The 15236-nt window shown below is 27.7% G+C and carries 15 protein-coding genes; 4 read left to right on the forward strand and 11 right to left on the reverse strand.

Annotated elements, in window-relative coordinates; genetic code table 11:
• Nucleotides 1-285 precede the first annotated feature (285 nt).
• The 3 genes from BN899_RS08545 to BN899_RS08555 are packed head-to-tail and all read left to right on the forward strand — an operon-like array spanning nt 286 to nt 1099.
• Nucleotides 286-648, forward strand: coding sequence for a hypothetical protein (locus BN899_RS08545; protein ID WP_207636851.1), 363 nt, complete (start codon nt 286-288; stop codon nt 646-648).
• A 12-nt stretch (nt 649-660) separates the two neighbouring features.
• Nucleotides 661-864 carry a helix-turn-helix transcriptional regulator gene (locus BN899_RS08550; protein ID WP_042274650.1) on the forward strand — a complete coding sequence of 68 codons (204 nt, stop codon included), beginning with the start codon at nt 661-663 and terminating at the stop codon, nt 862-864.
• Between the two features lie 28 nt (nt 865-892).
• Nucleotides 893-1099: a hypothetical protein gene (locus BN899_RS08555; RefSeq protein WP_042274651.1), complete on the forward strand. Its 207-nt coding sequence runs from the start codon at nt 893-895 to the stop codon at nt 1097-1099.
• Between the two features lie 66 nt (nt 1100-1165).
• Here the strand turns inward: BN899_RS08555 and BN899_RS08560 are convergent, their stop codons facing one another.
• The 11 genes from BN899_RS08560 to BN899_RS19030 all read right to left on the reverse strand — a co-directional run bounded on the left by BN899_RS08560 (nt 1166) and on the right by BN899_RS19030 (nt 14330).
• Nucleotides 1166-2080: a CPBP family intramembrane glutamic endopeptidase gene (locus BN899_RS08560; RefSeq protein ID WP_052356754.1), complete on the reverse strand. Its 915-nt coding sequence runs from the start codon at nt 2078-2080 to the stop codon at nt 1166-1168.
• A 98-nt stretch (nt 2081-2178) separates the two neighbouring features.
• Nucleotides 2179-2955, reverse strand: a complete 777-nt coding sequence (locus tag BN899_RS08565) for a sulfite exporter TauE/SafE family protein (protein ID WP_042274654.1) — start codon at nt 2953-2955, stop codon at nt 2179-2181.
• Nucleotides 2956-3051: 96 nt separating this feature from the next.
• Entirely contained in the window at nt 3052-5211 is a 2160-nt protein-coding gene (gene gnpA / locus BN899_RS08570) for a 1,3-beta-galactosyl-N-acetylhexosamine phosphorylase (RefSeq protein ID WP_042274656.1), read from the reverse strand.
• A 172-nt stretch (nt 5212-5383) separates the two neighbouring features.
• Complete coding sequence (locus BN899_RS08575; RefSeq protein WP_042274658.1) at nt 5384-6760, reverse strand: carbohydrate ABC transporter substrate-binding protein; 1377 nt, start codon at nt 6758-6760, stop codon at nt 5384-5386.
• 118 nt (nt 6761-6878) lie between these two features.
• Nucleotides 6879-8078 (reverse strand): response regulator transcription factor, encoded by a 1200-nt coding sequence (locus BN899_RS08580; RefSeq protein ID WP_042274660.1) that lies wholly within the window; start codon nt 8076-8078, stop codon nt 6879-6881.
• Between the two features lie 3 nt (nt 8079-8081).
• On the reverse strand, nt 8082-9899 hold the full coding sequence (locus BN899_RS08585; protein ID WP_052356756.1) for a sensor histidine kinase: 1818 nt from the start codon (nt 9897-9899) through the stop codon (nt 8082-8084).
• Nucleotides 9900-10111: 212 nt separating this feature from the next.
• Nucleotides 10112-10582 (reverse strand): Ltp family lipoprotein, encoded by a 471-nt coding sequence (locus tag BN899_RS08590; protein ID WP_042274662.1) that lies wholly within the window; start codon nt 10580-10582, stop codon nt 10112-10114.
• Nucleotides 10583-10972: 390 nt separating this feature from the next.
• Nucleotides 10973-12286, reverse strand: a complete 1314-nt coding sequence (locus BN899_RS08595) for a uracil-xanthine permease family protein (protein ID WP_042274664.1) — start codon at nt 12284-12286, stop codon at nt 10973-10975.
• A 306-nt stretch (nt 12287-12592) separates the two neighbouring features.
• A complete protein-coding gene (locus BN899_RS08600; protein WP_042274666.1) occupies nt 12593-13810 on the reverse strand; it encodes an MFS transporter in 1218 nt (405 codons plus the stop codon).
• Nucleotides 13811-13986: 176 nt separating this feature from the next.
• Nucleotides 13987-14139: a hypothetical protein gene (locus tag BN899_RS19025; RefSeq protein WP_154658893.1), complete on the reverse strand. Its 153-nt coding sequence runs from the start codon at nt 14137-14139 to the stop codon at nt 13987-13989.
• A 26-nt stretch (nt 14140-14165) separates the two neighbouring features.
• Nucleotides 14166-14330 (reverse strand): hypothetical protein, encoded by a 165-nt coding sequence (locus tag BN899_RS19030; RefSeq protein WP_154658894.1) that lies wholly within the window; start codon nt 14328-14330, stop codon nt 14166-14168.
• A 243-nt stretch (nt 14331-14573) separates the two neighbouring features.
• On the opposite strand from BN899_RS19030, the gene BN899_RS08605 reads away from it, so the two are divergent.
• The gene (locus tag BN899_RS08605; RefSeq protein WP_042274668.1) at nt 14574-15101 is read left to right on the forward strand and encodes a hypothetical protein; all 528 of its coding nucleotides are present in this window, start codon (nt 14574-14576) and stop codon (nt 15099-15101) included.
• Nucleotides 15102-15236: the final 135 nt, after the last annotated feature.

Genomic DNA, 15236 nt, shown 5'->3' on the forward strand with positions numbered 1-15236 from the left:
TTATTACTGTATTTATACTTTATATATCATCTCAAACTCTGTTAATTACTCTTATTATAGCCTATATTTATAATACATTTGTATTTATTTTTTCTCATTATCCTTAATTCCTAATAAAAAATCATAAATTAATTATTGACATTTTTATTAAGACAGAGTAATATGAAATTAACTTCACATGAAGAAAACTTCATATGAAATCAACTTCACACGAAGTTAATTTATTTTATGTTAGGGGTGATTTATTTGAAAAATAAATTTATGCAGCGTATTTCGGCATCACTTATGCTTATTATCATTGGTGGCATTGATATAATTTTTAATGTATCAACAGGATTTGACTTTGGTTATTTAAATATATTAATTGGCGCAATAATATTTATATGTTCTATGGTTTCTTATATTAAATATCAAACCAATGCCAAAGAGATAGATAAAGAACTATCAAAAGAATATGATGAGAGAGATGATTTAATAGACGGAAAAGTTGCTAAATTTACATTAAATATCTTAGTATGTCTAATTCTAATTATTATGTTTATTTCTAACTTGGTTGTAATTTCAGCAAATACTGCTCTATTCGCTATATTAATATCTTTTATGATCACTGAAATGTTATCTAGAAAATACTATAACCACACGTTGTAATTAGGGGGATTAATGAAAAACATAGTAAAGGAATTGAGATTAGAGCATGGAATAACACAACAGGAATTAGCCGATAAGGTATGTGTATCTTCAAGAACAATTATCTCTTTGGAGAAACAAAAATATAATCCATCTGTTCTACTTGCATATAAAATAGCTTCAGTTTTTAATCTATCAATTGAAGAAACTTTTATATTCGAAGACGATGACAAATAATAATACAATAAATGGAGGAATTTAAATTATGCAAATGTTAGCTATACTTTTTGGAGTGGTTTTAATACTATGGGGAATATACAGAATGAAAACAGATGATGGCCTATTTGGAAAAACTCAAACAGGTAAAAATATATTTAACCTGATATTAATGGGAGAAGCTTCTGGATTAGGACAATTCTTGGGCGGAGTACTATTTATAATTATAGCAATTGTATCTTTTATAGTTAAATAATAAAAAACAAGAGGATTTTAGCTGTATTTTAAAGCTTACTTCCTCTTTTTTTATTATATTTATATATTATATTTTACTAAATTTACCTTTTTTATCTAGAACATATATAATAGCTATTCCAGCTAATAGTACAATAGTAGCCCCTAGCCCTGCCTCCGGTCCAAAAGAACCTCCAGATATAAAATCTTTTCCAACTAAGTTAAAATCAAACAAACTTCCAACTTGAACATTTAATCCACTTACTTCAAATCCAAATAGATTACCTTGGGCAAAGTTCCATGCACTATGCATTCCACATACAGCCCACAAATCATTAGTTTTCATAACATATAATCCATAAAATAATCCAACTAATATTATATTTATAATGGCAACATAGTTAACATTCGGGTTTCCTAAATGTAATAAACCAAATAATGTTGAAGATATAATAAGCCCTAAAGCTATATTGTATCTAGCCCCTAATACGTTCATAAGCCAACCTCTTGTTACTACCTCTTCAGTTCCACCTTGTATTACCCATCCTATTAATACTATTAATACAGGAAGTATCGCTGAAAATCCTACTGGTTGGACAGATTTTGTTTCAACAGTTACACACCCTAGTAAAAATAGTATTAATACTACCAAACTCATCATAGCTAAGCCTATAAAAAATCCAAAGCCATATTTTTTAAACCAGTTATTTTTATGAAAACCAATTGAAGATAACTTCCTTTTTTCTATCATTGTAATCCTGAAGAAAACTAATAATGATATAAATGCAAAACTTATTAATGAAATTAGTAAGTACAATAATTCTAGATTTAATCTAAAATACGGAATCTTACCTAATACTCGAAATATTGGTATTATTCCAATTCCACCAATAATCGAACCTCCATACATAAATATTAATGCTAGTATTATAGCCCAAATAACATTAGGTAACTTTTTACTTTTCCTCGCTTCATCAACAAGAGTTTCTTTTTCCCTAAGCATCAAATCCCCCCTTTTTATCACTAAAATTTATATATTTTTAAATACTTATTTATATACCTATTGTAAGAATAAGTTATATTGTAAATATTTTTAGTATTTTACTTAATTATATTGTAAAAATTAAAACACATTATAAGCATCATACAATATGTAAAAAGCTTTTTAACATCTTCCCTTTTCATACGTCTAGAAAAATTACTTCCTAAAAATCCACCAAGTATTCCTCCTAATATCATATATACTACAACTTCTAAATTGTATACTAAAAATCCTTCATTAAGTAAAATAGTTATAAGCTTTGAACCTTGTGAGAAAAATATTATAAATATAGAATGAATAGCAGATGATTTTGCATCCATACCTAATACATACATAAGCACAATTACATTAAGTGGTCCTCCACCTATTCCTAAAAAAGATGCGATAATTCCTAATATTAATCCTGCTAAAAAGCAAATACTAACACTTTCTATTTTAAATCCCTTTATCTTTCCTTCCTTACTATAAAGAATAAGTACTGCAGACATTAGTAAAAATAAAATTATAGATTGTATCTTTTGAGCTAATACATTATTATTTAATATATTTAAAAATATTTGAAATGCACTTTTCCCAATTACTCCTCCTAATATAGATCCTATTGCTAGGGTGATAGTTCTTTTTCCATCTAATTTTACTTTGTTTTTTATGCTTTTTCCTAGAGATACGATAGACATAGAAAAAACTGTAAAAGCTGATAAAACACCGATACTTGCGATATCATAATTTCCTAACATATCAAGAACTGGCTTTATAATAACTCCGCCACCAATACCTGATATAGCCCCTACTGTTGTTGATATTAACCCAACTAAAAAATATATTAATTCGTTCATTTCACCCCTCCATACTATAAGTTTACACTATTTCATATAAAAAATCCTATGAAACTAGAACATTAATGCCTAATTCCATAGGATTTCTCAATTTAATTATTTAATATCCATCCAGATAAGTTCTCCAGGATTTAATGTTAAAATATCAATTAATTCTCCCTTAACATATACATCTGTACTCTGAGCTTCAAAAGAGTTATTTATAACAGCCATTTTACCAACTTCAGTAAATGCTGCACACTCTGTATTTATATTGCTTACATAATATTCTTTCATCTTATCTTCCATATTTTTAGCCCAATAAATACTCCTTAAAAGTAATCTACAGTTTTCTGGAGTATATGGAAGTCCTGACATATAAACTGCTCTACCTTTTCCATAAGTATTAGTAGATAAAGCTATATCTCCTTTATGAATAGATAGAATTTCTACACTATCTCTCTTTTTAAATATCCCTTCTTTGCCTTCGCCAAAGTTAAACTTATCATTTATTTCATCTATTATAAAGTGATTCTTAGTTAACTCGTGGTATTTTCTATATGATAATCCATAAGTTAACTCTCTATCTACTCCAAGTACATCAAATAATTGGAAATACTTACCTTGCTTTTGATAAGCAGTAGGTTCACCTACCCCTATAAATCCTCCACCTTCATATACCCATTTTCTTAAAGTAGTTATTATTTGTTCATCTACCCAATTTTCTCCACCACTCCAAGCAGTCATAGCATCTCCAGCATTTATTATTACTCCAATATCTTTAGGCACTCCATTTCTTATATCTTCAAAGTTTATAAATTCAACATCTACTGGCATTCCACTTAAACACTCTATTACTCCAACGTATGAATATATTTCTTTATACCAAAGAGCGTGAGCTACTTGGTTTGTTTGCCAACTTCTCATTTTACCAAAACAGTTAAGTATAGCTACTTTAAATGGTGCAGTATGAGCTTTTGTTCCTTTTATATTATCATGTATTGTTCTAAATTCTTCACAAATTCTTTCTACTTCTTCAACAAATTCAGGAAATTGTAGTGCTAATCCCAAATATCCACCATATCCTATTCTATCAAGTGGCTTTCTAAGTATTGCACGTCTTGCTTGAGCCCAGTTTTCTTTAGCTTCTCCTACTGGGTCTCCACCTTCTCTAAATACATCTGGGAAGAAGTATGGTAAAAATCTACCTTCTGTATATTTAACACCTGGAATATCTGATATCATTCTCATAGTAGTACCATTCCCAACTGAACCCACTACTGCATCAAGTCCTATAGATTCAAAATATTTTCCATATGGCTCTGTACCTATCCAGTTATCACCTAAAAACATCATAGTTTCTTTTTTAGCATCATGTGCTATATCTACAAATTCTTTAGCATGAGTTGCTACAAACTTTGATTGGAAATCTACAAAGTCTAAATACTCTTTAGAAGGTATTCTAAATGGTGAATTATAATATCCCTCATCTATTATATCTTCAGCTTTTAGTCTATATCCTTTTTCTTTTTCAAATTCATCTAAACACTCTTTACTAAGAGATGAAGAATATCCAAACCAATCAACAAACTTTTCCTTTGCTATATCATTATATATTAATGTAAAGTGATAGAAGAATGTTGTAAATCTTACTACATCTATTTCTGGATTTTCTTCTATCCAATTTTTAAGATAGCTTTTCATATGTTCAAATGTTTCTGGATGTCTTCCATCGTAAGGCATTTCATGGGCTTTATCTCCCCAGTTATTAGTTATATGGTTATACATTTGAGTTGGGTCCCATATTTGGTAAACTAAAAAGCTTACTGTATATTCATGAAAAGGTATAGATTCTTTTACTATTACATTTTCAGTTTCATAATCATACTCCCATTTATCACTATCTAGAGTTTTTCCAGTAGTTCTATCTATAACTTCCCATAAAGTTTTAATATCATCTTTTGTATTAGGTTTAAATTGCTCTTTATAGAAACCTTTCATTATATCAATTGAAATAATCGATTCTATTGCTATTTGAGGCTCACTTACAACATATAATTGTTGAAGTTGATCTAAATGGTCTTTTGCCCACTTTTGATCATTTCTTGTTGGTAGATATGTTGAGTACATTTTTAAATTTAAACTTTGTAGATCACTTGATAATTTTGTACCATCACAATCTCTAATTGCATCTGCTCCCCACTTATTTATAACTTCTTTCATTAACTCATCAATTCCTACATCTGTTGGTATTGTTACTCTTCCCTTACCTGCCATTTGTCCTTCCCCCCATTTTTTATTAATTTTACTATTAAAATCTACATTCGTATAAATTTTGTATATAAACTTTAATAGAAAAATTATTGTTTAATGTATTCAAAATGTATCTATATTTTATAAAAAAAGGCTGCAGCTAAGCAGCCTTTTCTATCCGCCAATTTTTCGCGAATTATTTACTCATTGCACTTATTACTTTTTCATTTGATTTATTTAATCCATCAACCCATCCTTGTGCACTTACTTCTCCGTTAAATACAGCTCCTGCTTTACCAAATACTTCTTCTCTCATATTTATTTCAGTATTTTCTACAGTTTTCCAAGCTTCAACTATTGGCTTTACTCCACTTTCAAATACTGTTAAACAATTATAGTTTGATTCTGGTAAATACTGCTTAGCTATATTTAAAGCGTCTTTAGTTGGAACTACTGCTTGATTTAATTTAGCATTAGCTTCTACCATTTCATCACTATATAAGAATCTCATAAATTCTTTAGCAGTTTCTATATTATCAGAGTTTCCTGGTATATACATTTCTTCAATCATTGTAGATACAAATTGATCTGAACCTTCTTTAGCAGCTGGTGGAGCCATGAATCCCCATTCCCATCCTTCTTGGATAGCATCTTTCATTTCACCTTCATACCAGTTACCATTAGGGCAGAATAGAGCTTCTCCTTTTAAGTGAGCAGTTTGAGCTTGAATATGATTCATAGCTACTGTTCCTTTTAATAAATCTCCATCTTTTCCTATTTTTTCTATATTAGCAAGTGCTTCTTTAACTTCTGGCTTATCCCAAGCACCTTCTTTAAAATTAAATATATCTTCTACTGCACCTTCACCAGCATATGATGCTATTGCTGGCCATACGATTGCTTCTAAGTATCCTGGACTTTGACCTTGGTATGTAAATAAAGCTACGCCTTCAGCCTTAGCTTTTTTACCTAATTCAAAGAATTGATCCCAAGTTTTCGGAACTTCCCATCCCTTTTCTTCAAATAATGCTTTATTATACCAAAGACCTGTTACATTATAATAAAGTGGTGCAAGATAAACTTTTCCATCTTCATATGGAGCACAAGATGGCTTATCTAAGAATCCTTCCATCATCTTATCTTTTATTGGTTTATCTTCTCCTGGTGCAGGCTTTTCAAATACATCTGTTAAATCAGCTAAGTTTTTATCTTTTATTAAAGCTTTAGCAACACTTTGCGCATTTTGTGCACTATGGTATATAAAATCTGGAGAATTTCCACTTGCTATTTGTGGTCTTATTACATCTCCTATGTTTGGACTTGCATTTAATACAACATCAACATCTGGGTATTTTTCCTCAAATTTCTTTTCAGCTTCTTCCCAAAATGCTGTACCAAATCCACCCTCAAATACTGCTACATCAAGTTTTCCCTCAATTTTTCCTGAAGCTGCGTCTCCTTTAGCACCTTCATCTGCTTTATCTCCCCCTGTAGATGAACAACCAACTAGTGATCCCATAACCATAACTGTAACTGCTAATAATGATCCTATTTTTTTAAATGGATGCTTCATAATACCCCTCCTAGCTTTTTTATAAGAAATCTTCATTTGAAATCGTTTTCTCGTTATAATTGTAAATCATTTAAATTTATATAAAAATATAAAATTTTTACATCAATATGGATAATTATTACAATTTATTGTACTTTTCTTTATACTCGCTAGGGGTTATATTAAAGAATTTAGTAAATAGTCTACTAAAGTATAGTTGGTCTTGTATTCCAACATTTATTGCTACATCCTTTACTCTCATATCACTTTGCTTTAAAAGTTCTTTTGCTTTTTCTAGTCTTTTAATCTTTATATAATCTGATATAGTCATATCTAGTTCATCTTTAAATATCCTACTTAAATATGATTCATTCATATTTACAAGTTTAGCTAATAGCTCTAAAGATAATTTCTTACCTAAATTATGGTTTATATACTCAACGATTTTTTTAACTTCTTTTCTGCATTTGGCTACTTTCGAGTTTATTTTGTAATCATCTTCTTCTCTTTGAATTTCTATTAATTTTAATGCTTCTTCAATATTACTGCACTTTTTATGTATAACTTTTTCAAACTCCATATCTAAGTACTGAGCTACATTTCTTGTTATATTTGATATTAGTAAATTTATATCATCACTTTCTTTATTTGCTTTTATGAAAATTACATATTCATTTCTTTTTATATTTATTAGTGATATAAATTTTGAGTTAATATAAAGTGCACAAGAACTAATTATATTCGATATAAAAGCATTTAGCTTTTTTTCTTTCTCTATATTTTCAATATCTGTACTCAAAGCTCTAAGATATATAAATGTGTAATCTTTTAAATATTTATTTTCTAAGCTTTTTTCTAAATCTATACTCTTATCTCCTTTAAGGTACTTTTCTAAGTATTCATCAACCTTAAGTTTTTCACTAGATATTTCAACAATATTATTATCTTTTATAAGTTTATTACTTTCCTTTAATTCTTCTCTAGCTTTATTTAACACTCCTAGTAACTCATCTTTATTTATAGTTACTTTTAATAAATACTCAAAAGCTCCATTTTTCATAGCTTCTTTTACTGAGCTAAAATCATCAAAATTGCTAAGTACTATTATTTTTCCATTAAAATTTTTATTTTTTAATTCCTTAATTAAAGTATTTCCATCCATTTTAGGCATTTTCAAATCTGTAATTACTATATCAATGCTTTCTTTTTCTATAATATTAAGGGCTTCTATTCCATCTTTAACTAAACTAACTAAGGTCATTTCTTCTTCTTCCCAATTTATTATAGAACTTAAAAATGTTCTTGTTATATATTCATCTTCAACTATTAACACCCTCATTTTTTATCCCCCTATTATTTTAGGAATAACTATTTTAGTTATAGTTCCACTTTGATATTTTGATGTAATTTCAAATATATAAACTCCTTCATAATATAAATTTAATCTTTCTTTTATATTTTTAACACCTATTCCAGCAAATTTATCTATATTAAAGTTCCCCTCATCTAGACGACATTCATCTATTCCTATTCCATTATCTATAATTTCAAAATTTATAAATTCTCCATTATCACATACATTTATATTTATATAATTAGTATCATTTGCATCTTCAAATCCATGTAATATACAATTTTCAACTATTGGCTGAAGTATAAATTTAAGTATTTTTTGTTCTAATATACTTTCATCTATAAAGTAGTCAATATTAAATATATCTCCGTACCTAATTTTTTGTATTGTAATATAGTTTTTAACATTTTCTATTTCTTGATTAACGCTTATAAATTCATCTTTATTGAGTATTATACTTCTTAGCAGTTTTGCTAACGCTTCAAGACCGTTTCCTACAGTATTGTCATTATTCATAATTGCTACATACCTTAAGCTCCCTAATGTATTAAATAGAAAATGAGGATTTATTTGAGCTTGCAACATTCGAAGTGTAACTTCTCTTTTCTCTTTTTCTCTTAATTTGACAGTATGTATAAGAACTTTAAGTTTTCTAGACATTTCATTATATTTTTGCATTATAAATGATATCTCATCATTTCCACTAATTATCATTTCTTTTCCTATTGTGCTTTCCTCTACATTGTTCATTGTATAAATTATTTCATTTATAGGTTTTGTTATAGATTTATGTATAATTATTACAATAAAAATAGATAGCGCTAACATAGCTATAGCTACAAGTGCATAAATTATATAAATGTCAGCACAACTTGAATATATAAAACTGTATGGTATTATACCTAATAGATCCCATGATGCATAACTAATGCTTTTGCGAGTTATTATAAATTTTTTACCATTTATCTTGCCTATACTTGTACTATTATCGATTTCTTTTATTATTTCTATATTATCTAAATTTCTTTTTTCTATATATTGCAAATAATCTTGTTTATATGAATCATTACTTTCGTTTATAAGTAATTCTTCATTATTTATAACTATAATATTATTATTTTCATCTACTATAACTCCTCCACCATTAAAATTAATATTATAGTCTTTAAACATTTCTAAAATAACCTTTTCCTTAAGTGCCAAAAATATATGACCGTAAGTCTTATTACCCATTTTAATTGGTTTTGTTATTGCTATATAATTACCTTCTGCATTTTTTACAGATGTCCAATTTATTATCTTTTTATTTTTTATTCCTTTTGATATTTCATCTAATTTTGTTTCTTGTTTTATATAACTAAATCCCTCATTATACACTACATTAAAATCTTCATTTAAAAGTGTAAAATCAGCAATATCTGATATATATGTAGTTCTAGAACGTAATATCTTAGATAGTTCATCATTAAATTTATTTCTTTCTTTTATAGTAAGATTTTTATATTCTTTCATATCATTTAATAATGTAGAACTCCATATAATTTCATTTGTTATTGAATCAAACTTACTTATATAATCGGTTATAGAGTTTGTTATTAGTTTAGATGTTACTTTGTCGTTTGCTATTATATTGTTTTTTATTAAGTTCACTGATGTTGTATTAACTACTAAGAATATTAAAATTACTGGTACTATAGATATTATTAGAAATGATATTAAAAGCCTTTTATTTATTGTGCTTTGTCTTAATTTTCTGACTAAATATTGCGATAAATTTCCTCTTGCTGATGTGATTTTTCCTCTCATAAATCTCCCCCTATCTACATTATACTATAACTACAATGCCAATTAGGGAATTTTAGTAATAAAAATCCACTTTAATCAAGTTAAATCATAAATTAAAAATCCCTCCAAATTAATTGAAGGGATCTTTAATTTATTATGATATTTGAGTTTTTAAATGTAATAAAAAATAAGACTAGGTTTTACCCTAGCCTATTTTAGCTTAATTATATGTATTATTCTAGATTATCTATGGCATACTGTGCTTCTTCTTCTGTAAATTTCTCACCATAGTCTGATATTAATTGATCATAAATTGCACTTGAAGACATTGCCATGTCTTTTTGATATGTTTTTGCTTTTTTTAATGCATTTTCTTTCCAATCTGCTTCTACATTATCTATAGCATATTGAGCAGCTTCTTGTGGAAACTTCTCTCCATACTCTGATGTTAACTGTTCATATAGTCCAGCCTTAGACATACTCATAGTATCGCTATATGTTTTTGCTTTTCTTAATGCAGACTTATATTCTGTTGGAACATCTTCTTCAACCTGAGTATCTTCTTCTGCAACTTCATCTTTCTTTTCTCCTACTGGAGTAATACTTCCACTTACGACTTTTTCACTCTCTGGCTCCGAACACGCCACCATAGACATAGACATAACTCCTAATAATAAAGCTATTAAACTTTTCTTTAATTTCATAATACAATTCTCCCCTAATTTACTATTATTTATAATGATACAGCAACTTATACAATTTATTTATATATAAAACCTTTTTAATGTCACATAATTGTATTGTAACATAATTTATCTCCTTTTTTTCCTAACCTTTAACAGTTTTCCTACTATTTTTTATTTAAATATAAAAAGTCTCTTAGATAATAAATCTCCTCTTTTTCAAGACACGAGATTCGCATTCAGAATTATACGTTATTTTTAACCTAAACTTAATTCATCTAGTTATTTTAGCATCGTTAACTATTTTTATATTTCATAGATTTAAAATCAATATAGTATTTTTGCAATAAAAAATCCTTTCAATTTAATGAAAGGATTTATATATGTATTAAGATATTTGTGCTTCTAACTCTACATTCTCTTTTGTACTTTTTCTTTTGGTAATACTATATTTAAAACAACTGCTATAAGTGCTACAAGTACTAATCCTGAATCTCCAAATATAAGTTGTATTGATTCTGGCATACTAGCTAAAGCATCTGGTACAAATGAAAGTCCAACTCCCATTCCTATAGCTAAAGCTACTATTGTACTATTTCTATTATTTAATGGTTCACTTGTTATTAACTTTATACCACTTACTGCTATCATAGCAAACATCATTATACTAGCTCCACCTAATACACTTGATGGCATTATAGATATTACAGCCCCTAGTTGAGGAAATATTCCTGCTAGTATTAAAAATAGCGCACCTAATGCTATAACATTTCTATTTATAACTTTTGTAAGAGCTATTAATCCTACATTTTGACCAAAAGATGTATTTGGTAATATACTAAACATTGCTGCTATCATACTTCCAAGTCCATCTGCCATTATTCCACCTGAAACTTCTTTATCAGTTGCCTCACGCCCTATTCCATCATATGCTATAGCAGTTATGTGACCAACAGTTTCAACAGATGAAACTAAGTACATACATACCATTGCAACTATTGCATCTATATGAAACTCCATTCCAAATTTAAATGGTGTTGGAATAGATAACATTGATATTGTTGATAATTGAGAGAAATCTACTTTCCCCATCGGTATTGCTATTATGTATCCTACTATAAGTCCTATAAGTATTGATGCTAAACTTGTTATACCTTTTGTATATTGATTAAAAAATAATACCGTTAATAAAACTACTGTTCCTAAAAATAAATTTGAGGGTGATCCAAAATCTGGCGCCCCGACTCCACCTGCAAAGTATTTTATACCAGTTGGAAGTAGTGATATCCCCATTGCTAAAACCACAGTTCCAGATACTACTGGTGGGAAGAATTTTCTTAATTTTTTCATTCCATTTCCAAGAATTATTTCTACTAATCCACCTATTAAACAAGCCCCTAATACTGCTTCATATCCATATTTAGCTCCTATTGCCGTTGCTACTGGTAAAAATCCAAAACTTGTTCCCATTACTATTGGAAGTCTTGCTCCAAATGGTCCTAACTTATAACATTGAATTAATGTTGCTATACCTGATACAAACATTGCACATTGAACTAAAGCTGTCTTATCTGCTAAGTTCATATTAAGAGCACCTGCTATTATTATAAGTGGTGTTACATTACCAACAAACATTGCTAGTATATGCTGTACCCCCAATGGTAATGCCTCTTTTAGTCTTGGCTTACCATCTAGTTGGTAAATAACCGAACTTTTACTTGTCATAAATACTTTTTCCTCCCCCAAATAAATACTTTTTATTATTTTTTATATTTATTATTCGTGTTTATATTTTTATTATAGCATATTAATTTAATATATCAACAATTTTATGAACTTTATTTTATTTTTTAAATATAAAATACGTATTATCCCATATTATATTATTCTAATCAAACTAATTACCACATATAAATTTATTTACTTCTTATTATACTAAGATAAACATATTCTAAATATAAAACTTTTTAAAACTAAAAATAACTTACAGCTTCTATTAGCTATAAGTTACTTTATATTTGTTATTTATTTTTAATATGAATTATTTACATTTTTTAATTTGTTTAAAGAAAACATTCCAACTGATCCAATAACAGATATTATAGCTATAATTATACATGATATATACATACCATTTAAATCAATGATTCTCCCCATTATCATTGGCCCTAATGCATATCCAGCCCCTGTTAATATAGGTATTATAGAACTAATTCGGCCTCTATGAGAAGAAGGGGTATTATTTGCTATAAATGCAGAGTTGTTTATGGCTATTAATATTTCCCCTATAGTTAAAGAAAGTGTTCCTATAAAAAATAGTGTCATTACTTTTGAATATCCATAAATTAAAAAACATAATCCGTAACCTAATCCTCCTATTGCCATTACATTTAAAGGATTGTACTTTCTAGTTTTACTAGTTAATAAAGGAGTACATGTTATTACTATAATTGCATTAAATGCTCCTAAGAAGCCATATAACTTAGCTCCTTCATCGCCAAACAATTCTCCCATTTGTAGTGGTAGTGAAAATCCCCATTGAGAATACACAAGTTGAAATAAAAGCATCATTAATGGAAATAAAATAAGTATCGGTCTTTGTAAGAATACTTTAAACGTTGAAACTTTACTATTTTCAAATTCTATTTCTTCTTGTTCATTTTTAATTACTTTTTTCTTTGTTTCCCCTACATATTTAATAAATAAGAAAAGAGCTATTAATGTAGTAATTGCATCTCCTATAAATATTAGAGGAAGGTAATTTTTATATAAAAATCCACCTAGTATAGGACCGATTGCATAACCTATATTAGCGCCCATATATAATAATGAATATGCTTCTTTTCTATTAGATTCATCTGTTAAATCTGCGTTTAGTGCATCATAAGCAGGTGAAGATACTGAATAAAAACATGCCGATAAAATCATCATTTTTGCTGTTAAAGTAGATATAGGTATAAGTCCACAAATTATAAATGTAGCTGCACCTAAAAGCTGAAACCCTATTATAACCTTTCTTCTTCCTATGCTATCTGCTAATTTACCTCCAACTATCATACATGGAACTTGAAAAACGGCTAAGATTGTTATGAATTGTCCTGCCTCAGATGCAGACATTCCTATTCTTTGAGTTAATATCAAAGACATAAGCGGATGTACAAAAGCTCCTATTGAGTTTACTATTTTTCCTACAAATAATATATATATCTCTTTTGGTAATCCCTTATATGGATTTAGTAAGTTCTTCATTTTTATTCCCCTCCCCTTTAAATGACGTATTTACTTTATCCTATAGATAATTATACTACTTTTCATATTATAATATTTAAAATTTTCAAAATATTATAACCAACAATCTATAAATAAAATATAATTTCCTTATATGTAAAAAAGGATGAAATATTAAATATATCATCCTTTTTATATTATTCGTTTTCTTTTTCTAAATCATCTAAATTTTCTTCTTTTATATTTGAATTAGCAATTATTTCATCAATGGAGGAACTACTACTCAATACATCTTTTGCGTATTGTAGGGCGTCTTTATAATGTCCATTTTTAAATTTGTTCTCGCTCATTTAATTCACTCCTTAATATAATTTTTTTAGCATGGAGGAAATCTTCTTTGTCTAGCTAGTCTATCTCCTAATATATCTGATACTTTTTTATTAGAATAAACTTCTTCTGCTATTTCCATTTTTGTATCATTTTCTTTTAATAATTTTTTTATTTCTTTATTATTGTCTAATTCTTCTCTTTTGGTTTCCATGTTAGCTTCCTTTCTTTACTTAACTATATTCTTAAGTTATCCATATTTAATAGTTTTACTACTATAAATTTTTTGTGATTTTTCATATAATTTACTTTGATTCTATTATTATTATGTAGTATTTTTTAATATTTTAATCTTTTTAAAATTATCAATTAATTTAAATTAAAAGTATATATAAATTGAATAAATTATAATCCATAGGAAAACATATGTATATCACTTATATAAAAGGAGACAACAATGAAAAAAAGACGTATATTAATAACTGTAATGCTATTATTATCCATTATGATAAATGTGCCAACATCTTTTGCTCAGCAATCTAATTATGCTATTCCACCAATGCTTCAAAATATAAAAGGAAAAAATGAATTAGTATCTATCTTTAATGAAATAAAAGCAGTTAGAGAAAATATCAGTACTATAGATATAAATGCTCTTACAATAAAAGACAAATCAAATGACTTAAAAAAACAAATAAATTTTTATATAACTCAACTAACAGATATAGAGACAAAAATTTCTAGTTTTAACAGAAAATATAGTGATTCTGAACCAGATTTATTATTTTCGCAACAGCTTAGTATTATAGCAGAAACATATAAAATGACTTTAGCTCAACAATTAGCTTTGATAGATTCACTTTTAAGAAATGACCCAGAGGCTTCTACCTTATTTCACTCTAATTATTTAACTTATATATACTATTATCTTAGTCTAGGTGATCAAATGCTAGCATATATAGATGTTTATTATGATTTATTATAATATTGTAATCTTATAAATATAAAAAATTCGCTTCGCTCATGTCGCGAACGACTGTGTTCGTTGCTCAAGCTTAGCTGTTGGAATTATAAATTATCAACAAATCAAATAATTTATAATTCCTTAGTATATAAAAAA

Origin of the sequence: Faecalimicrobium dakarense, from assembly GCF_000499525.1 — a bacterium.
Lineage (GTDB): Bacteria > Bacillota > Clostridia > Peptostreptococcales > Peptostreptococcaceae > Faecalimicrobium > Faecalimicrobium dakarense.

Coding starts and splice junctions, on each gene's coding strand:
- BN899_RS08560 (WP_052356754.1), bottom strand. CDS start 2,080: ATGCTTAGGGAAAAAGAAACTCTTGTTGATGAAGCGAGGAAAAGTAAA.
- BN899_RS08590 (WP_042274662.1), bottom strand. CDS start 10,582: ATGAAATTAAAGAAAAGTTTAATAGCTTTATTATTAGGAGTTATGTCT.
- BN899_RS08555 (WP_042274651.1), top strand. CDS start 893: ATGCAAATGTTAGCTATACTTTTTGGAGTGGTTTTAATACTATGGGGA.
- BN899_RS08575 (WP_042274658.1), bottom strand. CDS start 6,760: ATGAAGCATCCATTTAAAAAAATAGGATCATTATTAGCAGTTACAGTT.
- BN899_RS08605 (WP_042274668.1), top strand. CDS start 14,574: ATGAAAAAAAGACGTATATTAATAACTGTAATGCTATTATTATCCATT.
- BN899_RS08580 (WP_042274660.1), bottom strand. CDS start 8,078: ATGAGGGTGTTAATAGTTGAAGATGAATATATAACAAGAACATTTTTA.
- BN899_RS08585 (WP_052356756.1), bottom strand. CDS start 9,899: ATGAGAGGAAAAATCACATCAGCAAGAGGAAATTTATCGCAATATTTA.
- BN899_RS08565 (WP_042274654.1), bottom strand. CDS start 2,955: ATGAACGAATTAATATATTTTTTAGTTGGGTTAATATCAACAACAGTA.
- gnpA (WP_042274656.1), bottom strand. CDS start 5,211: ATGGCAGGTAAGGGAAGAGTAACAATACCAACAGATGTAGGAATTGAT.
- BN899_RS08550 (WP_042274650.1), top strand. CDS start 661: ATGAAAAACATAGTAAAGGAATTGAGATTAGAGCATGGAATAACACAA.
- BN899_RS08600 (WP_042274666.1), bottom strand. CDS start 13,810: ATGAAGAACTTACTAAATCCATATAAGGGATTACCAAAAGAGATATAT.
- BN899_RS08595 (WP_042274664.1), bottom strand. CDS start 12,286: ATGACAAGTAAAAGTTCGGTTATTTACCAACTAGATGGTAAGCCAAGA.
- BN899_RS08545 (WP_207636851.1), top strand. CDS start 286: ATGCTTATTATCATTGGTGGCATTGATATAATTTTTAATGTATCAACA.
- BN899_RS19025 (WP_154658893.1), bottom strand. CDS start 14,139: ATGAGCGAGAACAAATTTAAAAATGGACATTATAAAGACGCCCTACAA.
- BN899_RS19030 (WP_154658894.1), bottom strand. CDS start 14,330: ATGGAAACCAAAAGAGAAGAATTAGACAATAATAAAGAAATAAAAAAA.